Source organism: Candidatus Hydrogenedentota bacterium (genome assembly GCA_019637335.1).
In the GTDB taxonomy this organism is placed as follows: Bacteria; Hydrogenedentota; Hydrogenedentia; order Hydrogenedentales; family JAEUWI01; genus JAEUWI01.
In genome coordinates this window covers 1-24,499 of the sequence record JAHBVV010000002.1, presented here as the reverse complement: position 1 = coordinate 24,499, position 24,499 = coordinate 1, and the positions used below count along the sequence as shown (strand labels likewise).

Genomic DNA, 24,499 nt, shown 5'->3' with positions numbered 1-24,499 from the left:
GCGGCGGACTTTGAGCCTACATTTTTCTCAGAGCGTGTCTGTGCCCTTGTTGGGCTTGAAGGTTTGGCGTTTACTTCAGCTTGACGGGGCGGCCGAGGCGGGCGGATTGCCACAGGGCTTCGGTGACGCGGAGGGTTTCGAGGCCACATTCGGGGGGCGTGTCGGTTACGGCCCTGCCGAGAATGCATTGGACGAAGTTGCTGTCGGGGTTTTGGGTGTGTTTGGGGAGGCGCACGGTTTTTGTCCTGCCCTTTGCGTCTTGCTGGAGCAGGGATCCGTCCTGGCGGAGGTAGAAGGCGCCGCTCGCGCCGACGATGGTATGGTCTTCATGCCAGGCGGGGGCGTTTCCGATGACGGAGAGGTTGGCGAGGGCGCCGTTTGCGAATTTCATTGTGATGGCGGAGTTGATGTCGACTTCTCGGCCAAAGTATTCGGACTGGGCGAAGACTTCGACCACGGGCACGCCGGTGACCCAGAGCACGATGTCGATAAGGTGGCTGCCGGAGTCGTTCAGCTGTCCGCCGCCGGAGATTTCGAGGGACTGGCGCCATGTGCCTTCGGTGAGGCGGAGCCATTCCTGGGCCTGCATGGCCTGCACGAACTGGATTTCGCCGAGGGCGCCGCGCCGAATGGTCTCGCGCATGTAGCGGAATACGGGCTCGTAGTGCCGCTGGAAGGAGAGGGAGAGGACTTTGCCGGACTTCCTGGCGCGATCGATGGCTTTGCGGGCGTTTCGGCTCCCGCATACGAAGGGCTTCTCGGAAAGGACGTGGAGGCCCTGGCCCAGGCAGGTCATGATCTGTTCGAAGTGGCATGCGTGCGGGCTGAGTACGAGCACGCCGTCGAGGTCCACGCTGCCGATCATGGATTCGTAGTCCGGGAAAAAGGGGATGCCGCGGCTGTCGGGGCAGCGCTTCTGAAATCGCGCCAGGGCTTCGGGCGCGGGGTCGGCGAGGGCGGCGATTTCGGCCTTTCCCGTGGCCATGAGGCGGTTGAAATGGCCGGCGGCGACGCCACCGGCTCCGATGAAGCCGAGCCGTACTTTTTTGCTCATACCATGCGCTCCCCGCCGCCCATTGCGGGCGCCGATTTGCTGGAGGGTCCACGATTTCCGCGGATCATCGCGATGACGATCCGCGCGAGGCTGAATGCGCCCCATACCAGCGTGATGAGCAGGCTGGCTCCGGTCACGAGCAGCCCGATGGTGACGCTGGCGGGGGTGTATGTGAAGACGACGGTGTGCGCGCCCTCGGGCAGGTACAGGCCGCGGAAGAGGCCGTTTACGCGCAGGATGGGCGCGCGCTTTCCGTTGACGCGGGCCTGCCAGCCGGGGTCGTAGCTGTCGGCGAGCACGAGGATGCCGGGGCGCGGTGATTCGACGCGGACTTCGACGGTTTCGTGGGATTCGTGGCGGAGGTGGACGCTGGCTCCGGGATCGCCCTCACCGGCGGGGGCGCCGGCGGGGGCCAGGGCGTCGCGGAGGGCCTCCCAGGCCTTTCCGGACGCCTCCACGGTGACGCTGGACGCGCCGTCGAAGTCGGGCGAGAGGAGTGTGTTCATGGCCTCCTCAATCCCGGACACGGGCCGCCACTGGGGGACCCAGCGCGCGCGCGGGAGGGCGCTTTCGTTTTTCCAGAGGCTGAGGCGCCCGACGGTGCGCAGGAAGCGGAGCTTTATGTCGACGCCGCCGTCCGCGTTATCCATCCAGGGCTGGTTGCGTTCGCCGAGCACGACGCGCACGGCCATGTAATTCAGCAGCGCCATGTCGGCGGGGTCGCCCGCGCCACTGGCGCCCGGGGCCGCGAATCGCGCAGCGGGCTGCATATGGGGACGAATACGATCCCACCAGCGTGCCTGGTCCGGGGTAAGGGGCCACCAGGCCCCACCGGCGCTGGCGAGGGGCTGCATGAGCCCGATGTTGGCCGGGAGGATGCTTTCCCGTGCCGAGGGGAGCGCGAGCACGCGTTGGCCGAGGGCCTGGGCCTCCGCCTCCTTCACGGCGGGGAGGCTGTCCTGGAGCCAGTTCGGGCTGCCGGCATAGGGATGCAGGTAGGCGCTGGCGGCGGCGTTGCGGAGGTCGGCGTAGTGGAGGAAGAGGAGGAGCAGCCCGCAGACGGTTCCGAGCCAGCGGACGCGCAGGATGAAGAAGGGCAGGAGCACGAGCAGGGCCAGGGCCACGGCTCCGCGGGCGGCGGGGGCGCCGGCGGCGAGTACGATGCCGGCGGCGGCGAGGCATATGAGCACGGCCCCCCAGATGAGTGGCGAGCGGGGATCGCGTCCGGTGAGGAGGATGCGGTCGGCTCCGAGGCCGGCCAGTAGCGCGATGGCGAGGGCGCCCGGAAACAGGAAGGCCATCCAGGGCGAGGCGGGCTGCGCGGATCCCCCGCCGCGTACGGCGATTGCCAGGCAGAATGCGGCGAGGGCGAGCAAACAGAGCACTTCGAGACGGCGGTTCCGGTTGAGGAGGGCGGCGGGCGCGAGGATCAGGGCGATGGCGCCGGCGTAAAGGACGCCGGGCCGGGGGCCGGCGGTTGCGCCGAGAATATGGGCGGGAACATCCGCGGCGGCGGCGGGCAACTGCACGCTCCAGGATTGGGGCCATAGGGCGGCCCAGGGGCTTTCGAGCGAGGCGAGCCAGGCGGCGGCGGGAATCCAGGCGGCGGCGGCGTAGGCGAGCCCGAGCCCGCCCATGATGGCGAGCCCGCGCAGGCGCTGGAAATAGCGTGCGCCGGCGGTGTCCGGGCGGGCGAGAATGGAGACGGTCCCGCAGGCGCAGGCGCTGGCGGTGAAGAGAAGCGCGAGGGGGAGCGAGCCGGCGAGGATCATCATGGCGATAACGGCGCCGCCGGCGGGCAGGAGGGGGCCGCGGGATCGGGCGGCCCAGGCGAACGCGATCCAGTGGAGGAGCGGCGCGAATGCGAGGACGCCGAGCATCTCGGGGCGCGACATGGCGGCGGCGGAGGTTCCGCAGAAGGCGTAGGCGCACCCGCCGAGGGCGGCGGGAATCCAGCCGGCCCCGAGTGCGCGCAGAAAGAGGGCGGCGAACAGGGCCATGAGAAACAGGCCGATGAAGGCGTGCATGGCGAGCCCGGGAAGGGGCGGGAGGACGTAGAAGACGGCGTTGAGCGGGGCGAGCATGCCGAGGGTCGGGTTCGCGAAGAATGGCATTCCGCAGAACTGTCCGGGGGCCCAGAGTGGCCATTCTCCCCCGGCCATGCGTTGATAGCCATACTGGAGAGATGGCAGGACGCGCCCGTAGAGCTCCGGGTTTTCGATGGCGGGGGCGCCGGGGGGCGGCGCGGCGGTTTCCACGTGAATCCAGAACAGCGGCGCGGCCAGGGAAAAGGCGACGGCCAGCAGGAGCATCGGCAGCGGCGAGAATCTGGGTGGGGTCAGTTCCAACGGGTGCTGTCCTGTGCTGAAATACGTTTGCTGAGCGGGTACGGATCGGCAGGCCAGGCGTCTGTACCGCGATCGGAACGCCATGCGCGCCGGTGCGATGGTAGCATCCCCATTGAAGGGGTGTCCATAGGCGCGGGCGTTGCAGGGGGGGCGCTCCCCGCGTTATGCTTCGCGCGGAGGAGTTCGTGGATATATCGGTTATCATACCCACGCGGAACCGGTCGGCGTGGCTTCCGAAGTGTCTGACCCACCTGGAGCAGCAGACGTACCCGGCGGCTCGATTCGAGCTGATTGTGGCGGACGCGGGGAGCACGGACGATACAGCGTCGATCATATCGCGCTTTGCGACGGGATCGCCGGTGCGCACGCGCCTGATTCGCCTGGAGGGGCCGGATTGCGGGGCGGCATGCAACCGGGCCCTGTCGGAATCGGATGGGCGGATCGTACTGTTTGTTGCCGACGACGAACTTGCGAGCCCGCGCCTTATCGAGATCCATGTGGAGACGCAGGAGCGTCGCGAGGAGCGGGGGGTGGTTACGGGCGCGATACATCCGCACCCGCAGTTGCGCCCGGGGACCCTGACGCGGCTGGATCTGGACGAAGGGCCGGAGCCGGCGCGGGATCAGGGGGTGCGGCCGTACCTGGGGGCCCAGCCGTCGAATGCGAGTATCCCGCGGCGAATTCTGGAGCAGGTGGGCGGGATATCGGAGGATCCGCGGTATCGGATGCTCGAACATGTCGAACTGGCGTATCGGCTGCACGGGGAAGGGATTGACGCGACGTATGTGCCGGATGCGCGATCGTACCCGTGGCAGGCGGCGCAACTGGACCGGGAGCGCGAGCGGCATTACCACATCGGGTACAGTTCCTATCATCTGGAGCGATTGATGGGTTCGCGGGCGATTCTACAACGGTTTCGTGTCCGCCACTCGCGGCTGGAGACGTTGACGGCGCGGGTGCTTGTTCCCCGGTATATTCGGGCGATCCGCCGGCGGGGGGCGGAATCGTTACCGTTTGCGGGGCCGCTTTATCGGCGGGTTCTTGCGCATGATCGGAACCGGGGGTATGACGACGCGGGGCATGATCGCGCGCGGCGTTCGCCGGAACCGGTGGAGGCGGGGGGGCCTGTGGCGGAGGGGGTGTTTCGTTAGGGGTTTGGGGGGATTGGGATGGACTCCGGCCGGGACATACCCCCGCGTGTTGGGCTTTGGGTCTGGGGCGTGTGTGTCGGTTTGGACGGGAGGCGGGCGTGTCGGGTTGGGCGTTTGTGCGCGGGTACGTCCCTTGGCGGCATGATCGCGCGCGGCACAGCCGTTGGGCGGTTGAATGGGGGGACGGCGTGGCGGGGTCTCGGGCTGGCGTTGCGCCGGGGAAGATGCCCGGACTCCTTCGGCGCTGGCATGGGGTGAATTGGCGGTCCACTTGGATCCGGCGGTGGAATCTGACACACTACTGCGACGCATGACGCTGTTTTTAAAGCTGACCGGAAATTCCGTCCCATTCATGAAACTGATTCACACCGCCGATATTCACCTGGACCGCTCTTTTTCGGAATTGGGACTCCCGCCGGAGCAGGGCAACGCGTTTCGCGACCATTTGCGGTCGGTCTTTCGCCAGATCCTTCGGCGGGCGGGCGAGGACGGGGTTGCGGCGCTGGCGATCACGGGAGATTTGTTTGATGGGGAGCGGATAACGCGGGATACGGTGGATTTTTTGCATGATTCGCTGTCGGGGGCGCGTCCGCTTCCGGTGTTTATCTGCGCGGGCCGCGTGGATGCGGCGGTGGCGGACTCGCCGTACCTGACGGAGCACTGGCCGCCGAACGTCCATCTTTTTACGACGCCGGCGTGGCGTGCGGTGCAGCTGGAGGATGTTCCGCTGACGGTGCATGGATTCGGCTGGGACCGCCGGGACCGGGAAGCGGCGCTTCCCGCGGGTCTGGAAATTCCCCTTGACGGGCGCGCGCATGTTGCGATTGGCTACGGGCTGGCCGGAAAGCTTGTATCTGGAGCGGCCGGGTCGCCGTTGCGATTGGAACCCCGCCCCACGCTGCCTTCGGGTCTGGCGTATCTCGGGCTGGGCGAGCACCACACGAGCGTATGCGTTTCGGAAGGCGAATCCACGCCGGTCTGGTATGCGGGGGCTCCGGAGGGCGGGTCTTTTGACGAGCGGGGGCCGCATTATTGCGTGGAGGTCTCGCTTGAGGAGGGCGGCCCGGGCAGGGCGGCGCTTGTGGAGACATCGGCGGGGCGGCTTGAGGCGGTGCGGCTTGATTGCGGCGGGTTTGAATCCGGTCAGGCGCTTTTGGACGCGGCCCGCGCGGCGATGCCGGCGGACCGCCGGGAGCGGGTGGTGCGGCTGACGCTGGAAGGGGCGCTGGCGCTACCGGTTTTTGAGGAACTGGACAGCATCCGCGAGACGCTCTCGGAGGAGGCGCTTTATTTGCAGTGGCGGGAGCGGTGCGCGGCCGGGGCGGCGTATGACGCGATTGCGCGGGAACCGTCGAGCCTGGGCGCATTCGTTGCGCGGATAGGGGCCGAGATCGGCGATGCGCCGGATCAGGCGTTGCGGCGGCAGCGAATACGAAGCCGGGATCTGGGGTTGTGCGCCTTTCGCGAGATCCCGTTGCCGGTTCGCGGGTTGGGAGGAGAAGGGCTGTGAAGATCCGGTCGATACACATTGCGGGCTACGGCCGCTTTGCGGACACGGCTTTGGAATTCGCGCCGGGGCTTCAGGTGATTGTTGGCCCGAACGAGAAGGGCAAGTCGACGATCCGCGGTTTCATCACGGACATGCTGTACGGGCAGAAGAGCAGCACATCGGAGCGGACTTACGAGGAGTCGAACACGCTGCGGGCTCCGTGGGAGGGCGTTGAGCACTATGGCGGTTCGCTGGTATACGAACTTGACGATGGCCGGGTAATCGCGGTGGAACGCTGTTTCGATCGGGAGCGGGAGTCCGTCCGTGTATTCGATCGGACGGCGGATGAGGACATCACCGATACGTTCACGCGCTACCGGAACCGGGAACTGGATTTTGCGGTGCGGCATCTGGGGCTGGATAAGCCGGTGTTTTTGCATACGGCGACGCTTTCGCACGACAGCCTGACGGATCTGGGCGACAGCGAGGCGCTGGACCGGATCCGGGAGATCATGCTTGCGCTGGCGGATTCGGGCGGCAGCGCGGGCACGGCGGAGGGCGCGTTGAGCCAGCTTTCGGCGCGGATTGCCGCGATCGGGCGGCCGGACGCGCGGAACCGCCCGCTGCCCCTGGCCCGGCAGCGCCGCGCGGCGCTTGCGGAGGAACTGAAGGCCGCGCGGGAGCAGCAGGCGTCGGTCCGCGCGCTTGCGCTGGCGCGCCGGGCGGTGCTGGACAAGAAGGCGTCTTTGCAGGCGGAGAAGCGGGGTATCGAGGGCGCGCTGCGGACGCTGGATCACTTCACGTACCGGGACCGGCTGGAGAAGGCGGAGGAACTGCAGACACAGATCGCGGCGATGGCGCGGCGGGCGGAGGCGCTTGGCGCGGGGGGCGCGTTTCCGCTGGACCGGGACGGCGAGGTGCAGGCGGCGCACCGGGCGGTGCTGACGTGCGAGAAGCAGGTGGAGAAGCTCCGCGCCCAGCTGGAGTCGGCGCGATCCCAGCACATCCCCGGACCCGTGGAGGTGGAAACGGGCGGGACGCTTCCGGGCGATTTCCCGCCGGCGCTTGAGGAGGAGATCAGCGACGCGCTGGCGAAGCGAAGCCAGGTTGCGTCGCGGATGGATGAGACGGTGTCGCTGCTTGCGTCGGCGCGGAGCCGGATGGAGGAAGTTCAGGCGCGGTTGGCGGAGCTGCCCGATTTCAGCCGGCTCGCGGCGGATCCGGTGGAGTGGCTGAGCCAGCTTTCGAATAGTTTTTCGCTTGCGCTGCGGGCGCGGGACGAGGAATGCGCGGTACGGGAGGAACTCCGGGGCGAGGTGGAGGCGCTGGAGGACGCGAACGCGCCGTACGAGGGCCTTTTTGCGAATTGCGACGAGTTTCCGGAGCTGGCGCGCGAGTACGAGGTGCAGGCGCGGGTTCACGAGGAGCAGCAGAAGCGCCAGGCGAGTGAACTGCATTCGCTGCAGGTGACCTATGTCGAGGCGCGGGGCGAGACGCAGGCCTTCCTGCCGATCGGTATTGTTTGCCTTCTGGTGGCGGCGGGGCTGGGCGCGATGTACCTCACGCAGGACAACGCGGCGATGGGTTTTCCGGCGGCGGTGGCTTTTGTGATGGGCCTGGTGTTCATGGGGATGCGTTCGGAGCGGCGGGGCCGGCTTGCGCGGCTGGAGGCGAGCATTGCGCAGGCGGAACAGGAGCTGAAGAAACTGGAGAAGGCGCGGGCGGAGGCGGGCCTGGAAGTGATCGCGCGCCTGCTGCGCGAATCGGGGCTGGACACGGTGCGCGAGCTGGAGGCGCTGCACGACGCGTACCGGACGCGGCGGCTGGAGCTGCGGATCCGGCGCGAGGCGCTGGCGGCCCAGCAGGAGAAGGCTTCGGAGGCGGAGGAACGTATCCCGCAGCTTCTCGAGCGGTTGCGGGACACGTTTTCGAAGGCGGGTGAGGATTTGCGGACGGAGGCGGATGTGCAGGAGGCGGCGAGCCGCGCGATCGCGCGCTACCAGGCGTACCGCGAGATGAAGCGGCGGGTGACGTCGAACCGGGCGGTGCTGGAGCGGCATGAGGCGGAGCTGAAACGCCTGGAGACGGAGGCGGCGGGCGCGGAGACGGCGCTGGAAGGGCTTGAGACGGAGGCGCGTGCGTTTGTCCGGCGATGCGGCTTCCCGCGCGCGGACGAGTTTGGCGCGCTCAAGGAATTGATCAGCGCGTACCGGCAGTGGATCGGGGAATTGCGCGAGCGCCAGGGGCGCAGCAGCCAGCTTGCGGAGCACCTTTCGGGGCTGGAACGCCAGCTTGAGAGCGACCACGCCGAGCTTGAGGGGGCCCGGGCGCACCTGGATTCCCTGCTGGCGGCGCAGGGGGTGGAGTCGCTGGAGGCGTGGAACGCGGCGGCGGCGGATGCGCGAGATCGCCGCGCCATCGATGCGCAGCGCGCGGCGCTGGAAGATCGCCTGGCGGCGCTTCTCGGGAATCAGAGCACGGTGGAGCTTCGCGAGCGGGTGGCGCGTACACAGGGGGATGGCTCGCGGCCGTCGGCGTCGCGTGAGGGCCTGGAGGAGCAGCTTGCGCAGGCCACCGAGGCGATCGAGCGGATGGTGCAGGAGGAGCACGCGATCCACGTGCAGCTGACGCAGCTTGGCGCGCGCGCGCGGTCCATTGCGGAGATCGAGGAGGAAGCGGCGCGGAACGAATCGAGCATCCGGGAGCTGGAGGCCGAGATTGAGGCGGCCAGTTATGCGATGGCGCTGATCGAGGAACTTTCCAGCAGCCGGCATGCGGCGATTGCGCCCCGACTGGCGGCGATTGCGAGCGATCGCCTGGCGACGATTACGGACGGCCGCTATACGGAATTACACCTGACGCGGGACCTGGGGGTTCGGATTCGGGTTTCCGCCACGGATCGGTTGGAGGAGGCGCCGGAGAAAACCTTGAGCAAGGGAACTGTGGATCAGATCTACCTGGCGCTGCGGCTCGCGTTCGTGCAGTGCGTCAGCGAAAACGGAGAGTCGGTTCCGATGCTGCTGGATGATCCGTTTGCGAATTATGACGATGCGCGTCTTTCGTCGACGCTTTCGCTGTTGAGCCGGCTGGAAGATCAGGGGCAGGTGCTGCTTTTTACGTGCCGGGAGGACGTCGTGACGGTGTCAGAATCGCTGTCGATCCCGATAATTCGGCTGTAGGCCGAAGATCGCTTTTTATTTGTTTGTGTTCTCTTTGTTAATGAAAAAGCGATTGTTGGCGGTTATTGAAGTTGCGTCACGTGGGCGCCGTGTTGTGCTGCAATCAGAACTTGCCCAATCGCCGGGCCTATGGTAAAATTGTGTTGGTCAGCGCCACAAGTGGCGTTTCTCCTTCCGCGGAGGTCTGGTGCGGTTCCCGTGTCAGGCCTCTTTTTTTGTGTCTTTTCGGGGGGATCTTCGCTACTTCCCGATGCAGAACGCGCCGAAGATGTTGGCGAGGATATCGTCCGGGGTTGTTTCACCGGTGATTTCTCCGAGGGCGTGGAGGGCCTCCTGTAGTTCGAGGGCGAGGAACTCCGGAGAGACGGTGGTGTCGGCAAGGAAGCGCGCGAGACACTCGGTTGCGCGGCGGAGGCTGTCCTGCTGGTGGAGGCGGTTGATGAGGGCTTCGTCGGCTCCCGCGCTGACACCGCGCAGGAGAATTTCGGCGAGCGTGTTTTCGAGCTGTTCGAGGCCCTCGCCGGTGAGGGCGGACAGGGCGACGCAGTGGTCGGCTTCGTCGCGCCAATCGGGGAAACGCGGGGCGTCGACGAGATCGCACTTGTTGACAACGAGCACGATGGGGATTTCGAGGGGCTTCAATTCCCGCATGAGCGCATAATCGTCTGGGCCGGCTCCAGCGGCTCCATCGACAACGAGCAGGGCGATCTGTGCGCTCTTGAGTACGTCGCGGGCGATTTGAACACCGATCCGCTCGATTTCGTCCTCGGTTTGGCGCACGCCGGCGGTGTCGACGAGTTTCAGGGGGAGTCCGGCGAGGTTGATGAATTCCTCGATGCGGTCCCGGGTGGTGCCGGCGCGCTCGGAGACGATGGCGCGGGCGTCGCGCAGGAGCAGGTTGAAGAGGCTTGATTTACCGGCGTTGGGCACACCGGCGATGGCGGCGGCGGCTCCTTCGCGGTAGAGCCGTCCGGCGTGGCTGGTGGCGAGGAGGGCCTCCATGTCGCGCAGGATGGTTGCGGCGTCGTCGAGTAGGGCCTGATCGAGGAGATCGCCGAGGTCGTCCTCGGGGAAGTCGACGGCGGCCTCGACGCGTGCGAGCAGGATGCGCAGGCGGTCGCTCATGGCGTAGAGGTTTCGGGAGAGCGCGCCGCTGGCGGCGGCGTTGGCGGCCTGGAGGTTGGCGCGGGTGCGTGCGCGGATCTGGTCGATGACGGCTTCGGCCTGGACGAGATCGATGCGCCCGTTCAGGAAGGCGCGGAGCGTGAATTCTCCCGGGGCGGCGAGGCGCGCGCCGCGTGCGAGCAGGATTTCGAGGATGGCGTTGAGCGGGGCGGGGCCGCCGTGGCCGTTGATCTCGACGACATCCTCGCGGGTGTAGCTGTTGGGGGCGCGCATGACGTGGCAGAGGACTTCGTCGAGCGGGGCGCCGGCGGCGTCCACGATGTGTCCGTGGTAGACTTGTCGATTCCCGTCTTCTATGCGGCGTCCGCGGGAGGAGCGGAATGCGGCGGCGGCGATGGGGATGGCGTCCTTGCCGCTTAAACGAACAATCCCCACTCCCCCCTCGCCGGGGGGAGTGGAGATTGCGACGATGGTATCTTCGGGGTTAGTCACCAAAGGCGCCTACATCGATATCCTGGCCGCCGTTGCGGTTGTTGTAGTCGCCGGAACGGCCTCGCCCGCCGCGGCGCCGTCCGCCGCGCCCGCTTCGCCCGCCGCGGGGCCGCTCGGGGCGCACGGCGTTTTTCGGGCTGATGACCACGCTGCGGAAAAGGGAGTCTCCGAGGCTGTAGGTGCGGATATCCTCGTCGTCCTGGAGGGCGAGGTGGATGATGCGGCGTTCCTGGGGGCTGAGGGGCTTTAGGCGCATGTTGCGCTGGGTGTTTTTCGCCTTGGCGGCCATGGCGAGGGCCATTTCCTGGAGGGTCTCGCGGCGGCGGTCGACATAGCCCTCGACATCGACGACGATACGCTCGGTGTTTTCGCTGGTGTCGCCGCGGGAAATCATGCGGTTTATGAGGTACTGCATGGCGTTGAGGTTGCGGCCCTTGCGCCCGATGAGGATGGCGCTGTCTTCCGAGGAGACGTTGACGCGGGCGCTGCCGTCGTCGGAGCGTACAAAGGCGGTTGTCGCGGTGATGCCCATGCGGGTGATGATTTCCTGCAGGGCGATGGCGGCCTCGGCCCCCTGCTCGTCGGTGATGGGGGCGGCGTTGTCGATCAGGGCCTGTTCATCGGGGGCCGGCTCGGCGGACGCGGGGATATCCACCTCCGCACCATCAACCGGGGCGGCATCGCGATCCGGACGGTTGCCGCGCCGCCTTTCCGGTCGGTTGCCGCGTTGCGCGTCGCGATCCTCGCGGCGTCCCTGGGGATCGGCGGATTTTTCCTGACGCGGGCGTCCTCCTTCGCGATCGGCCCGGGGCTGGCTGTCGCGGTCCCGATCGCGGTCACGCCCGCGCCCGCGCCCGCCGCGTTCGCCTCGGTCGCTTTTCGGTCCGCGTTCGCCGCGTTCGGCCCTTTCCGGGCGATCGGCGCGATCAGCGCGATCAGCGCGCTGTGGGCGATCATCGCGCGTTTCGGCGGGCTTTTCGGCGCGGGGGCCTTTGCCGTTGCGTGTTTCGCGCTGTGCGCCGCGATCCTTGCGTTCGCCGGCGGGGCGATCGCCCCTACCCCGTCCGCCCCGGGATGGCCGGGAATCGGCGGATTCGGCGTCGCGCCGGGGCTCGTCGTGCAGGCTTTCGACGATGAGGCGTACGCGCACGGGGCGCGCTCCGAGGCCGAAGAGGCCCTTGCTTCCTTCGTCGAGGACTTCGATCTTATCGACTTCGTACATTTCGACGCCCAGTTCCTTGAGGGCGCTCTGGATGGCTTCTTCGCGGGTTTTCGCGCTTGCCTCCACTTGTTTCATAAGCGTTTATCTCCTCCGGGGCCTTTGGCCCGCGTTGATCCGTTGGCGCCGCGCCACCGCCGGACAGTGTGTTGTTATTGTTCCCTGTTCCCGCCTGATTCTTTGTTTCCGCGCGATTTTTTCTTCTTTTCGCGGCGTACTTCGCGCGCCATTTCCCGCTTTTTTTCCTGGGCGGCGGCGTAGAAATGCTTTTTGCGCCGCTTCAGTTTTTGCAGTTTTTCTTTTCCGGGTTTCGAGCGGACCTCCTCGTCACTGACGTGAACGAAGTAGTTCTGCAGGATACCCAGGAGGGTGCTGGTGAGGATATAGAGGTTGAGCCCGGCGGCCATGTTGTAGCAGATGGCGCTGAAGAAGATGGGCATGAGTGTCATGATCATCTTCTGCTGCGGGTTCTGCACGGGGCCGGAGGTTGGCATGAGTTTGGTGCTCGCGACCATGGAGAGGCCCATGAGGATGGGCAGCAGGTTGAACGTATCGATCCCGTTGGTGAAGGGCACGGGAATGGAGATCGGCAGGGTGAGGAAGGCGTCGGGCTCGGAGAGGTCGGTGACCCAGCCGATGAAGGGGGCGCCGCGGAATTCGTAGGCGGTGGCGTAGACCCGGTAGAGGGCGATGAAGACGGGCATCTGGAGGAGCAGGGGCATGCAGCCGCCGAGGGGATTGACGCCGCGCTCGCGATAGAGCTCCATCATGCGCCGCTGCATAGCCTGCTGGTCGTCTCCGACTTCCCCCTTGATTTTTTCCATTTCGGGCGCGAGCTTCTGCATCTTCTTCATGCTCTTCATGCCCTTGAGGGTCAATGGGAACATGGCGGTGCGGACGAGAATGGTGAGGAAGATGATGGCGAAGCCGTAGTTGGCGTAGGCGTTGTTGTAGAACCAGTTCAGGACGAAGAGCATGCCCTTTGCGAAGGCGTCCATGAAGCCGAACATGGTGAAGAATTCGAGCGAGGACTTGAGGCTTGGCCAGGCCCCGGCGAGGCTGTCGCCCTGGAGCGGGCCGAGGTAGACCCTGAACGCGCGGGTTTCTGTGGATCCGGGCGGGATTTCCATGCGTGGCGCGGTGAGCGAGAGGTGGAAGTGTCGCGGGTCGCCGAGGGCCCAGCCGCGGGATCCGCTGAATTCGGGCCGCATGGCGACGATGAAGTAGGCGCTCTTGATGGCGACCCACTCCGGATCGAGGACGGCTTTGTGGAAGCGCTCTCCGGCGACGAATCCGGGGAGTTTCGAGGTCCTGAGGTGGGCGTTGGCGTTTTCGGCGCGCCAGACGATTTCCTGGGAGACCATGAGGTTGTCGGCGTCGCCGGAGTTCACGTTGGGGGCCCAGGTGAGGACGAAGGCGGGCTCGCGGTCGTCGAGGCCGAGGAGGCGGGTATCGGTTCCGGTGTTGGTGTAGGTGACCTCCAGGTCGAGGACATTGGGATGTTCCTCCGACAGGCGGTAGGTCTTGGTGACGCGCGCGGACCAGGGGGCGGGGAGTTCGATTGAAAAAGTGAGTGACTGGTTGTCGCGCGCGGGTTCGGCCCGCCAGCGCAGGACATTGAGGTCGTCCATATCCTCGGGATCGAAGGCGAGCCCGAGCGGGTAGACGGCCTCGTTTTCGGGGGTGTCGCCCCAGGAGGGCACGAGGGGCTGGTTGGCTCCGTGCACGGTGACGACGGTGCTCTGTTTGAGTCGGGCTCCGATATCGGTAAAGACGAGTTGGAGCTGATCGTTTTCGAGTAGATATTCTCGCGCGGGCTCGCCATCGGGGTCGAAGCGCAGTGCGGCGAGGGCGTTTTCCGCGGCGGCGGGGTCCGCGGGGGGCGCGGTGGCCTCGGTGTCGGGGGCATCCATCGCGGGGGCCTCCGGCGCGGGCGTCGCTATTTCGGGTTGCGGCGCGGGATCGCCCTCTTCGCGGGCGGCTTCCCGCCCCGCGGGCGGCGGGGCCTGCCCCGGGGGCGGCGGGGCGGGGAGGAAGAAATAGAGATAGCCCATGAGCAGGATCGTGGTGAGCAGAATCGCGAACATCTGATTCCGCGCGAGATCCCGGTCGCGTTGTTGGTCACCGAGCAAAATACTGTTCTCCCCGGGCGTATCCGGCGGCATCGGGGCGCGCCGGCGTTCGCAGCCGGTGTTCAGTTGGACGGCCCCCCCCGGCCGCGGCGCTTATCGGGCACGGGGTCGTGCCCGCCCGGGCAGTAGGGGTTGCAGCGCAGGATGCGCCACGCGGCGTAGCATGTTCCCCGGAGGAAGCCATGTATTCGCAGCGCTTCAATGGCGTACTGGGAGCAGGAGGGATAGAACCGGCAGTTCTGCCCGAGCAGCGGCGAAATAAGGCGCTGGTACAGGCGAATCAATGCGATGCACAGCCTAGCCATCGAGCAGTTCCGCGCGCCGCAACAGGCTTTCGAGCGCCGCGCCACACGCCGCGCCGCCGAGGCCGGCCGCGGGAGGGCGGGCGACCACCACAATCCGGCAGGGCGCTTTGATGCGGTGCTGACGGGTACGAAAGAATTCGCGGATATGGCGCTTGATGCGGTTGCGCGTTACGGCGTTGCCGCACTTGCGCGAGACGGCCAGGCCCAGTTTTTTCCCTTGCTGCTCCTGCGTGGCCAGATAACAGACGAAATGGCGGTCCGCCACCTTGCGGCTGCTGTTGAAAACGGCCGCGTATTCGGATTTCTTCCGGATGCGCGCTTCCGGCGGGAAATTGAGCCGGGCGGCGCGCGGGCCGCTGCCCGCAGAGGAGGCGGCGGGATCCGGGACGGGGTTTCTCCCCTGCTCCGTCTGCTCCCGCACTACAGGATCGTCACATTCAAATTAGGCGGAAAGGACTTTACGGCCTTTTCTACGGCGATTGTTGATTACACGGCGGCCATTCTTGGTCGCCATGCGCGCGCGAAACCCGTGGGTGCGTTTGCGGCGTATGTTTGAAGGCTGAAACGTGCGCTTCACAGAATAAACTCCTTAGAAAATACGGTAAATTCGGCGAAAAGATACAGATCCGGAGCAGCCCAGAGAAAAGGCAAGCGTTCGCCCCGGGGGTAATCAGGCTGAGCTAAGTACGTAACTTTACGAAACTACGGGGTTTAAAGTCAAATTGGGTTTCCGTTGCGCGACGCGCTCCGGGCGGCGGATATAAAGCAACGCGCGACCGCGGGATGGGCCATCCCGCGGCCGCGCGGTTTACGCGTTATGTGATTGTATCAGCGCTCCCGCAAGCGGGGCATGGCGCACAGCGCCAGCAGCGCCAAGCCAAGCAGGAACGCGTCGCCAAGATAGCGCTGAAGCGCCTTGGCGGTGTTTTGGTTGCACTGGCAACCCGCTGGCGGCACGATGCCCGCCGCGGCTTCCAGTTCGGACCGCGAGAGCATGCCGTCGCCGTTTGTGTCTATTCGATCGAATGCGGCTTCGGAATCGGCAAATGCGGCCAGGAATTCCTCCCGGCTAATCACGCCGTCGCCATTGGTATCGATTTCATTGAAGCGATCCAACAGTTCTTGCGCCAGTTCGTCATCGCCTTCACCTTCACCTTCGCCCTCGCCTTCACCTTCGCCTTCACCTTCGCCTTCGCCTTCACCCTCGCCTTCACCCTCGCCTTCACCCTCGCCTTCACCCTCGCCTTCACCCTCGCCTTCACCCTCGCCTTCGCCTTCGCCCTCGCCCTCGCCCTCGCCTTCACCTTCACCCTCGCCTTCACCCTCGCCTTCGCCCTCGCCCTCGCCCTCGCCCTCGCCTTCACCCTCGCCCTCGCCCTCGCCCTCGCCTTCGCCTTCACCCTCGCCTTCACCTTCACCCTCGCCTTCACCTTCACCTTCACCTTCGCCGCCCGCAACACAGGTGAGTTGGCCGCGAATCTCGCCGGCCGGGAATTCCACGCTGTGGACGTTGATATAGTGCGGCGAGGCGCTCACCTGGGCGTACTCTTCCGGCGTCAACTCGGCCAGGATAGGGCTGTTGGCGTCGCCGAGATTGATGATCACACCGCCATTGACGCCCGCCGCGCCGACGTGTATGTGTGCGGCGGTGGGGTTGGCGACGGTGTGCACCACGGTAACGAGGACGTTTCCGCTCAGGAGCTGGGTAAAGGTGGCGGTTCCCGTGGCTTCGGAAACGACGGGGGGATCGGCGACTTCCTGGGAAGCGTCGAGCCCGAATTCGCACAGTACTTCATCGCCCTCCTCGACCGCGGCGGTCACGGCGAGGAAACCGGGCAGGAAGGTGAACTCACCGCCCGAGGCCCCTTCGGCTTCGGCGGTGCCGATGGCGGACCGGAGGTCCAGATCGCCCCCGGTGCTCGGCGCGGTGGCGCCGGCTCCGGCGCGGCTCCAGGAGAGGCTGAAGTCGCCTCCCGACTGGGCCACGGCGCTTCCGGGGGGGTAGAGGGCCGCCGCGACCGCCAGGAGCGTGACTATCGTAGTTCGTAACATACGATTCGTTCCTTTCTTACCGGCGATTAGTCGCAGGTGGCGTTGACGGCGGCGTTGCTCGCGTTGTAGCTGAAGAGGCAGGCGGGCTGATTGGTCGAGCCGGTGGCCAGTTTGTTGCCGACATAGAACAGACCGCTGTGGTAGAACAGGGTCTGCCCGCTACCGCTGGTCTCCAGGAGGAACGCGTCGGTCGTGGAGCTGACCTGCACCTGGCTGTTGCGAACGCGGGTGATGCCGTTGACGTATTGAGCGATGGCCCGGTGGCCGGCCTCGATGACGGAATTTCGCACTTCGGCGGCGACGCTATTGAACTGCATGCCGAAGCCGGTGCCGGTGTTGTCGGCCACGGAGGTCCCTCCGAGGAGATAGCTGTCGACGATGAGGGGTTGCGGGAAGCCACCGGCGACATTTACGCCGCCGAGCGCGGCATTGACCGCCGTCCCAAATCCGACGGCGCCGGTGGAGGTGAGCCTGGAGCACTTAATTGTCGGCTCGGAGTCGTTCAGGTAGACGGCGTAGTGGCCCACGCCGCCCGCGCCATTGACCTGGATGGTGGTCTGGAAGATTTCCGCCGCGCGGGTCGCATCGGCTGTCCAGACGCCGATGCCGAAGGTGGACGAAGAACCCGTATTCTCGATGGTGCAGTGGCTGATCCGCCCGTTGTTCTGCAATTCAACGGTTGCCGAGGCGTTGTTGGGGGAAGCGCCACTGCGCGCCGAGGTAATCACGGTTACATTCTGCCCGGCGCCCAGGAGGTGTACGTAGGGGGCGACGACGCAGAGATCGGTTTCGGTGTATACGCCGGGCGCCACGTAGACGAGGTAGCGGTTGCTCGACGAGGAATCGGTGATGCTGGCGAGGGCCGCCGCAACGGAGGTAAAATCCCCGCCGCTGGTGGCGACGTGAATCACGTTTTCCAATTCGGAGGGTTCCCCGGGCGGGCCCTGTTCGCCCGTGGCGCCCTGCTCTCCAGGAGGCCCTTGTTCACCCGTGGCGCCTTGCTCTCCAGGAGGCCCTTGTTCACCCGTGGCGCCTTGCTCTCCGGGAGGCCCTTGTTCACCCGTGGCGCCCTGTTCTCCAGGAGGCCCTTGTTCACCCGTGGCGCCCTGTTCTCCGGGCGGCCCTTGCTCGCCCGTGGCGCCCTGTTCTCCGGTCGGGCCCTGTTCACCCTGCGGTCCCTGCTCTCCAGGAGGGCCCTGTACGCCCGGGGCCCCCGCGAGCGCGAAGAGCGCGTAGGGCGCGGGCTGGATGGCCTGGCGGGGCGTCAGGAGGGTGTCGCCGACCTCGATTTCGAGCCAGCGGGGGTCACCATTAAAGGCGCCTTCGCCGAAATCGAGCGAGACGGTGAAGAGGCCGCTGGCGACTTCGACGCCGTCGAGTACGACGTCGTCGCCGACCTGGTTGCCCTCTTCAAGGGCGTCGAAGAGGCGGAAGGTCAGGTCCGCTGCGCCCGAGAAGGGTTCCCCCATCTGCTGCAATTGCCCCTGGTAGGTGAAGGCCGTGTTGGCCTGCGCCTGGCCGCCCCAGATGAACACCGCCGCTCCGAGCAAACATAGAACACCACTGGTATACCATCTCATGATAACTCTCCCTGCATGGTTGGGTTGCACGATCCACGCTGCTTACGGATACGTTATCATGAAACGGCTTATTTTACAACGGTTTTGGAGAATTTTTCGGTTTTGGATCCGGGTGGCGGGCGCGACGGATTTTTGTCACTATTTGTCATGCGCGGTACGAATCCAGTATATCCCGTCTTCTGTCCATGAAAAACGCTTAATCTTTTGCTTTTGGCTTTTGGGGGTACAGGCACCCGCGATCCTGGGGCGGCTGGGGCGCTTTCGCGGCGTGGGTGGTTGGTGTCGCGGGAGCCAGTCCCCCTGGGCTTTTTGGGGGGCGACGGGACAGCCGCGCCGGTTGCCGGTGTAGCGGTTTTGATGCGCGCGCTTTCGGTCCCGCGCGGGCTGCTCGTATCCGAGGTAATGGGGCGCCGCAGTCCCTATAGGGGTACAGCCTTTCATAACGCTTCGCGTCACCCATTAAGGATGAATTACGGCGCCTGACTGATTGCGCACTCCTGGAGTCTCGCACGCTCAAGCCTTCGCGGCGGAGCCGCGGAGCTTGAACGTGGCACCCGTGGCTCCTTTTGGAATTTCAGAGTAGCCTTTCATGACGCTTCGCGTCACCCATTAAGGATGAAATACTGCCCCTGACTGTTGGCGCACTCCTGGAGTCTCGCACGCTCAAGCCTTCGCGGCGGTGCCGCGGAGCTTGAACGTGGCACCCGTGGCTCCCTTTGAAATCTCGGAGCAGGCGCCCGCGATCCTGGGGCGGGTGGGGCGCTTTCGCGGCGTGGGTGGTTGGTGTCGCGGGAGCGAGTTCCCATGGTGTGTTGTGTGTGGGGGCGGGTTGGATTACCATGGTGGTTGTGTTGGCTGGATGTGGGTTCGGGATCGGATTGGGAGATTCCTCATGACAATCGTGCTTTACGGGCTGGCGGCGCTGCTGGCGGTCTGCGCGCTTATTAATCTCACGATGGTGCTCAGCGTGTTGAAATTGCGCCGGGCGGATGAACTGCTGGAGATGATTCCGGGCGGGCATGAAACCTTGCCGTACAACGCGCACGAGGCGACGGCGGCGGCCTGGGCGGAGGCGAATGATTTTGAGCCGGACCTCGCGGCGGATTTTCATGGGGCGCTCGGCCCGAATCCGGTGCGGATTCGCGTGTGGAAGAGCCGCTACCGGAAGACGTTTCTGGTGGCGTATACGGCGGAGAAGGTGACGTACTGGGAGTTCGTGACGAACTTGCAGGAGGGCGCGGGGCTGACGACGTCGAACACGAAGGACTCGGTTTTTTTGCCTTCACCTCCGGGCTTCTACGTGCAGGCGTTTCACGGGGCCGATCTGGACGCGATTTTTGAGCGGCACGAGTCGGGCCTTATTCACCTGCATGAGCGGTTTCATCTGACGATTGTTGATCGCGCGGAATCGACGGCGGCGCAGATCGTGGAGGCTATTGCGCGGCAGGTGGCGCATGTGCGGGCGATACCGTTTTGGCACTTTCGGGGCGTGTGGTGGTATGTGGTGCGGCGAAGTGTATTGAACGGGAAGGGTGTTGCGGAGCAGTATCCGGGGTAGGGCGCGGGTTTTCGCCAAAGGTGCGGCAGGGACGGCAGGGACAGCAGGGACGGCAGGGACAGCAGGGACGGCAGGGACAGCAGGGACGGCAGGGACGGCAGGGACGGCAGGGACGGCAGCGCGCCGGGACGCCAGGGACGGCAGGGACGCCAGGGACGGCAGGGACGGCAGCGCGCCGGGACGCCAGGGACGGCAGGGACGCCAGGGACGCCAGGGACGCCAGGGACAGCAGGGACAGCAGGGACAGCAGGGACAGCAGGGACAGCAGGGACGCCTGGGACGCCTGGGCGCGACGGACCGGGGACGACTGACGGCGTCCCGGGAGTCCAGGGCAGGTTTGTTGTTGGGGCTTTGGCCTTGCGATTAGCGGGGTGGGGCCTGGAGGCAGGCTATTTCGTAGCCGTATTCGAGTGATTCGCCCTGATTGAGTTTTTTGACGGTGGTGTAGAGCTCGAGGTTTACCTGGGAGCGGCTGGGATGCCAGAAGAGCTTGGCGCGCTGGATTTGGGCGGGGTTGAAGGTCTGTATGACGCCGAAGTTCTTCTCGTGGTTGTAGAAGGCGAAGCCGCCGTCGGGATTCTGGAGCAGGGCGTCGTTTGATCCGCGGTCGATCTTGTATTCGGTGTTGACGAGCCGCCAGCCGCCGTTGTTGATGTAGGCGGCGAGCACGTTTTCGTCGTCCGAGGTGCTGTCGCTGTCGTATTCGGGGTGGACCCATACCTGGTAATCGGCTGGTTCGGCGCCCTGGTGGGTGATGCGGGTGCGAAAGAGGACGCGATCGGGATTGGCGGGGTCGAACTCTATGCGGCGCTCGATGGCCATGCGCCCGTCGATGCCGGCGGTCATGGTGACGCCGTTCCCGGTTTTTTCGGCGTGGAATTCGAAGAGGTCTTTGTCCGTGAAGCCGAGGATACCCCACTCTTCCATGGCGCGGTGGCGGTTGAACATGCGGCCGCGGGGGAAGGCGACGTCGCGCCCGGAGGGCTTATGCAACATGGCGGCGAGCTTGCCGTTTTCGCCGGGGAGGACGGTGACGCGCCAGACGGGGTTTTCGAGCTGGACCGCGGGGAAGCCCTGGGTCATGCCCTTGATCTCGTTGAAGAAGTCTTCCGCAGTGACGGTTTCGCGGGCCATGGTGAGGCCGTGCTTTCGGCCCAGGGCGATGTAGTCGTCGATGAGGGTCCCGTATTCGGCGGGGATATCGAGGTAGCACATGCCGTCCTCGTAGCGGGTGGATCCGCTGGTGGCGACCAGGGCCTTGTAGGCGCTGAGGCTGGCCTTCTCGACGCGGGCGCGGGTGGCGTCGTCGGGGGCGAGGGCCATGGCCCGCTTAAAGTAGTCGAGGGCCTTCAGGGCGACGTCCTGGTCGAGGCCGACTTCGAGCCCGGTGGGGAAGCACTCGGGGTGGACGCCGCGCGCTTCGGCGTTGTCGTGGAGGTAGGTCAGGTAGTCGAGGATGGGCCGCGCGGCGGGGCCGTAGTGGAGGTTGCAGAACTCTTCGACGCGCGCCCAGCCGCCTTCGGCGGGATTCCAGATGGTGTGGGTGATGACGTAGTTCCGGAGGTCGCTGAGTTCGGCGCTCATGCAGTTGCCGGCGGCCTGCATGAAGAGGCCGTGGACGTTGTTGTTGAGGAAGTAGTCGACGTTGGGGCCGATAACGCGGAGGTTCGGGAAGGGGAGGTCGTAGCTTGCGAAGTTGGTGTTGTAGTTCCAGATCCAGATGTCGTTGCAGATGGCCTTCCAGTTGGCGAGGTCATCGCAGAACTCGCGGTTCTTGGGGCAGTTCGGGTCGTTGATCGGGTGGAGCGTGCAGCACTCGATGCTGCAGAGCTGGATCTGGACGTTGTGGCGGGGGCGGATGGTCTTCGGGGGCTTGCGCGTGTGCCAGTAGGCGAGGGTGCCGATTTTGGTGTCGGGGAAGCGGGGTTCGATGCGCTCGGCGACGGCGTTTACGAAGGCGAGGTAGGTCCCCATGGGGGTTCCCTCGCGCTGGTTGATCGCTTCGCAGTTGTCGCAGCGGCAGTAGGCGTCGTTGTCGTTCTGGCTGACGCTGTAGTTGCGGAGGTGCGGGGCGGCCTCCAGGTCGGCGAGGACGGCCTCGGTCACGACATCGAGCACGCCGGGGTTGGTGAGGCAGAGTTCGGGGCCGCCGCCGTGCATCTGGAGTTTGCGCTCGCCATCGACGAGGGCGAAGTACTCCGGGTGGTCCTGGCCGAATTTCTCGGCGGGGCAGAGTCGGTAGAAGGTGTGGTTGATGAGGTTCTGTGGGGTCTTGCCGCCGAGGCGTTCGGCTTTTGGCACGGTGTTGACGCGTTTGATGGCGGCGAAAGGGGGGTTCTGGTTGATTTCGCCGTAGTAGCTCCAGCGGAAGGAGAACGGGGGCGTGAAGGTGAAATCGCCCGTTTCGAGGGCGCGCGACGCGGCGTCTTCGGGGATGTGGGTGTGGTCGCCGGTGAGGAAGCGGACACCGAGGTAGCGTTCGAAGAACTCGTAGACGCCGTAGAGCGTTCCGCGGGGGCGGCCGCCGGTGATGGCGATGGTTTGCGGCTCCACGCGGATGTGGAGGCCTTCATCGCCGAGGGCGGCGGTGTCGATGTCGGGGGCCGCGCCGGGGCCGATGAGGATGGCGGGCTGACCGGTCGCGGGGCTGGCGGCGATGGGGAGCTTCAGGCCGGTACAGCTTTCCCAGAGACGCTGGAACTCTTCGGCGGCGAACATCTCGCTGGGGATGGCGTCGTCGGCGACGGCGATAGTCGCGGTGTTGAACGTGGCTGCGGGTATGCCGGCGGCGTGGGAGGCATGCGTCGAGTAGAGTGTTGCGGCCAGCATCGCGAGGAGGATGGTTGCTGGTTTCATTGTGTCACGGGCTCCGTGGGTGAAGGTAGGCCGCGCGCGGTGGCCGTTTTGGCTTCTGCGCGCGTGCGGAGTTAATTGGGGCGCCGGGAGGTCGGCCATCGGGACGGCCGCCCTACCGGATGCGGTGGAATCCTTGTTTAGGTCTCGTTACCACGGTCCCCCGTGGTAACGCAATTCCCGTACGCTTTGCGTGCGTAGTTCTTCAAGGCAAACCGAACTTATATTCGATGACCTTGAAATGGCCACGCACACGATCCATAGCCGGTGCCGCGGGAGCGGCGCCGTATGCATTACCACGGGGAACCGTGGTAATGAGTAGAAAACCGTCATCTCTGCGAACGCGGAGATCCAGAAACGCGATCACACAAACCTCCGAATCCCACTGGATTCCCGCCTGCGGGGCTGTCGGTTTAACTGGTGCGGATGGCTCAAAACCTACAAGTTTGTGCTACTGTCTTACAGCGTCATTCCCGCGAACGCGGGAATCCACTGGAATTCGGAGGTATGTTCGTTCGCGTCGCTGGATCCCCGCGTTCGCGGGGATGACGGATCTGCTCATTCCTTCCATAGTGTAGGGTGCGTTAAGTAAACCGACAGCCCCCTGCGCGGGAATGACGCGGTCGGACATAGATCCCGTTACCACGGGGGACCGCGGCAAAAAGTAGATTCCTAAAAGCTGGACAGGCGGGACGCCTATCCTACGTTACCCGCTCAAATCCATCCGCGCTCACTGCCACCGTCACCTCCGCCGGCGCGTCCAGGCCGACGAGTGCGGCGGGACGGGTGGAGGCCATGGTCCAGGCTTCTTCGAAGGTAGCGTCGGTGTGGAGTGCGGTGTTGATGACGCCGAGGTCCATGGTGAGGGCGGAGCCGGCGAGTCCGGCGTGGCCGGCCTTGGTGCAGCGGAGGGTCTCGGAGACGACGACTTCGAAATCGCCGAGTTTGTAGGTCCCCGGCCCCATGTCGGCGGCCATGATAGCGTCGGAGACGAGGACGGTCTTCTCGAAGCGCTTGGCGCGGATAAAGTTTTTCAGGGTGTAGAAGGGGACGTGGTGGCCGTCGGCGATGAAACTGGCGTAGAGGGCGTCTTCTGCGAGCTGTGCCTGGATGTAGTTGTCCATGCGGGGGAGGGTCTGGTGCGAGCCGTTGCCGAGGTGGGTGGACATCACGAGGCCGGCCTGGACGGCGTCGCGGATCTGCGCGGCGGTGGCGTTGCAGTGGCCGCAGGCGGAGACGATGTTGTTTTCGCGGCACCAGGCGATGAGATCGAGCGCGCCGGGGAGTTCCGGGGCGAGCGTGACGATGCCGAGGCGGTTGCCGGAGGCTTCGCGGAGGCGCCGCATGAGATCGGGGGCGTCGGCGGGGTTGATGGCGTGTTCGAGGGGGTGCGCGCCGCGCGGGCCTTCTTCCGCGGAGATGAAGGGGCCTTCTATGTGGAGGAGCGGGAAGGCGGCGGCGAGTTCGGCGCCGTTTTCGACGAGTCTGGCGTAGGCGCGGCAGTTGGCTTCGAGGCGCTGGGGCGAGGCGGTGATGAAGGTGGGCAGGGAGACGAGGACGCCGCGCGCGGCCATCTTCTCGCGGATCATGTGGAAGGTTTCAGGGTTGAAGACGCCGTCGTCGGCGTTGAAATCGATGCCGGCGTAGCCGTTGACCTGGAGGTCGACGAGGCCGGGTCCGGTGTAGGTGGCGGGGAGTTGGGCGTTGGTCATTGGTTGGATGGGTTCCGTTTGGTGCGGGTCAATTCGCCGCTCATTGTGCGGGATAGGGCCCCGAGGATTCCAGAGAATGCACCCGTGCGTGGTGGGTCCGTGCGCGTAGCAGTGGGGTGCGGGTGGACGGGGTGGACGGAGTGGACGGGGTGGACAGAGTGGACAGAGTGGACAGAGTGGACAGAGTGGACAGAGTGGACAGAGTGGACAGAGTGGACAGAGTGGACGGGGTGGACGGCAGGGACGGCAG

General features: G+C 65.7%; 17 protein-coding genes. 5 read left to right on the top strand and 12 right to left on the bottom strand.

The window, feature by feature from the left end; translation table 11 throughout:
- Positions 1–70: 70 nt before the first annotated feature.
- Both KF886_03705 and KF886_03700 read right to left on the bottom strand, forming a co-directional pair.
- On the bottom strand, positions 71–1,054 hold the full coding sequence (locus KF886_03705) for a Gfo/Idh/MocA family oxidoreductase (GenBank protein ID MBX3176443.1): 984 nt from the start codon (positions 1,052–1,054) through the stop codon (positions 71–73).
- Positions 1,051–3,402, bottom strand: coding sequence for a YfhO family protein (locus KF886_03700; protein MBX3176442.1), 2,352 nt, complete (start codon positions 3,400–3,402; stop codon positions 1,051–1,053). Before KF886_03700 ends, KF886_03705 begins: the two co-directional genes overlap by 4 nt.
- A gap of 185 nt (positions 3,403–3,587) precedes the next feature.
- Between KF886_03700 and KF886_03695 the strand changes: the two genes are divergently transcribed.
- The 3 genes from KF886_03695 to KF886_03685 all read left to right on the top strand — a co-directional run bounded on the left by KF886_03695 (position 3,588) and on the right by KF886_03685 (position 9,221).
- Positions 3,588–4,553, top strand: a complete 966-nt coding sequence (locus KF886_03695) for a glycosyltransferase family 2 protein (GenBank protein ID MBX3176441.1) — start codon at positions 3,588–3,590, stop codon at positions 4,551–4,553.
- A gap of 352 nt (positions 4,554–4,905) precedes the next feature.
- Positions 4,906–6,063 (top strand): metallophosphoesterase, encoded by a 1,158-nt coding sequence (locus tag KF886_03690; GenBank protein ID MBX3176440.1) that lies wholly within the window; start codon positions 4,906–4,908, stop codon positions 6,061–6,063.
- Positions 6,060–9,221, top strand: a complete 3,162-nt coding sequence (locus tag KF886_03685; GenBank protein ID MBX3176439.1) for an AAA family ATPase — start codon at positions 6,060–6,062, stop codon at positions 9,219–9,221. The genes KF886_03690 and KF886_03685 overlap by 4 nt, the downstream gene beginning before the upstream one ends.
- Positions 9,222–9,461: 240 nt before the next feature.
- On the opposite strand, the gene mnmE is transcribed toward KF886_03685, so the two are convergent.
- From mnmE to KF886_03645, 8 genes are all read right to left on the bottom strand, one after another.
- Positions 9,462–10,838, bottom strand: a complete 1,377-nt coding sequence (gene mnmE / locus KF886_03680; GenBank protein ID MBX3176438.1) for a tRNA uridine-5-carboxymethylaminomethyl(34) synthesis GTPase MnmE — start codon at positions 10,836–10,838, stop codon at positions 9,462–9,464.
- On the bottom strand, positions 10,831–12,135 hold the full coding sequence (locus tag KF886_03675) for a Jag N-terminal domain-containing protein (GenBank protein MBX3176437.1): 1,305 nt from the start codon (positions 12,133–12,135) through the stop codon (positions 10,831–10,833). Before KF886_03675 ends, mnmE begins: the two co-directional genes overlap by 8 nt.
- Before the next feature lie 74 nt (positions 12,136–12,209).
- The gene (locus tag KF886_03670; protein MBX3176436.1) at positions 12,210–14,189 is read right to left on the bottom strand and encodes a YidC/Oxa1 family insertase periplasmic-domain containing protein; all 1,980 of its coding nucleotides are present in this window, start codon (positions 14,187–14,189) and stop codon (positions 12,210–12,212) included.
- Between the two features lie 62 nt (positions 14,190–14,251).
- Positions 14,252–14,494 (bottom strand): membrane protein insertion efficiency factor YidD, encoded by a 243-nt coding sequence (gene yidD / locus KF886_03665; protein MBX3176435.1) that lies wholly within the window; start codon positions 14,492–14,494, stop codon positions 14,252–14,254.
- A complete protein-coding gene (gene rnpA / locus KF886_03660) occupies positions 14,487–14,915 on the bottom strand; it encodes a ribonuclease P protein component (protein MBX3176434.1) in 429 nt (142 codons plus the stop codon). Before rnpA ends, yidD begins: the two co-directional genes overlap by 8 nt.
- Positions 14,916–14,936: 21 nt before the next feature.
- Complete coding sequence (gene rpmH / locus KF886_03655) at positions 14,937–15,071, bottom strand: 50S ribosomal protein L34 (protein ID MBX3176433.1); 135 nt, start codon at positions 15,069–15,071, stop codon at positions 14,937–14,939.
- A gap of 251 nt (positions 15,072–15,322) precedes the next feature.
- A complete protein-coding gene (locus KF886_03650) occupies positions 15,323–16,546 on the bottom strand; it encodes a CHRD domain-containing protein (GenBank protein MBX3176432.1) in 1,224 nt (407 codons plus the stop codon).
- Positions 16,547–16,572: 26 nt separating this feature from the next.
- Entirely contained in the window at positions 16,573–17,835 is a 1,263-nt protein-coding gene (locus tag KF886_03645; protein MBX3176431.1) for a hypothetical protein, read from the bottom strand.
- A gap of 1,183 nt (positions 17,836–19,018) precedes the next feature.
- Here KF886_03645 and KF886_03640 point away from each other — a divergent pair.
- Positions 19,019–19,684, top strand: a complete 666-nt coding sequence (locus KF886_03640; GenBank protein ID MBX3176430.1) for a hypothetical protein — start codon at positions 19,019–19,021, stop codon at positions 19,682–19,684.
- Positions 19,685–19,704: 20 nt separating this feature from the next.
- On the top strand, positions 19,705–19,995 hold the full coding sequence (locus KF886_03635) for a hypothetical protein (protein ID MBX3176429.1): 291 nt from the start codon (positions 19,705–19,707) through the stop codon (positions 19,993–19,995).
- A 52-nt stretch (positions 19,996–20,047) separates the two neighbouring features.
- On the opposite strand, the gene KF886_03630 is transcribed toward KF886_03635, so the two are convergent.
- Together KF886_03630 and KF886_03625 are read right to left on the bottom strand one after the other, a co-directional pair.
- Entirely contained in the window at positions 20,048–22,540 is a 2,493-nt protein-coding gene (locus KF886_03630) for a DUF4838 domain-containing protein (protein ID MBX3176428.1), read from the bottom strand.
- 698 nt (positions 22,541–23,238) lie between these two features.
- Positions 23,239–24,249 (bottom strand): N-acetylglucosamine-6-phosphate deacetylase, encoded by a 1,011-nt coding sequence (locus KF886_03625; protein ID MBX3176427.1) that lies wholly within the window; start codon positions 24,247–24,249, stop codon positions 23,239–23,241.
- Between the last annotated feature and the right edge of the window lie 250 nt (positions 24,250–24,499).

Bases quoted from the DNA above. Each gene is read 5' to 3' on its own strand.
- KF886_03705 (MBX3176443.1), bottom strand. From the start codon at position 1,054: ATGAGCAAAAAAGTACGGCTCGGCTTCATCGGAGCCGGTGGCGTCGCC.
- KF886_03690 (MBX3176440.1), top strand. From the start codon at position 4,906: ATGAAACTGATTCACACCGCCGATATTCACCTGGACCGCTCTTTTTCG.
- KF886_03625 (MBX3176427.1), bottom strand. From the start codon at position 24,249: ATGACCAACGCCCAACTCCCCGCCACCTACACCGGACCCGGCCTCGTC.
- KF886_03650 (MBX3176432.1), bottom strand. From the start codon at position 16,546: ATGTTACGAACTACGATAGTCACGCTCCTGGCGGTCGCGGCGGCCCTC.
- KF886_03675 (MBX3176437.1), bottom strand. From the start codon at position 12,135: ATGAAACAAGTGGAGGCAAGCGCGAAAACCCGCGAAGAAGCCATCCAG.
- yidD (MBX3176435.1), bottom strand. From the start codon at position 14,494: ATGGCTAGGCTGTGCATCGCATTGATTCGCCTGTACCAGCGCCTTATT.
- KF886_03640 (MBX3176430.1), top strand. From the start codon at position 19,019: ATGACAATCGTGCTTTACGGGCTGGCGGCGCTGCTGGCGGTCTGCGCG.
- KF886_03630 (MBX3176428.1), bottom strand. From the start codon at position 22,540: ATGAAACCAGCAACCATCCTCCTCGCGATGCTGGCCGCAACACTCTAC.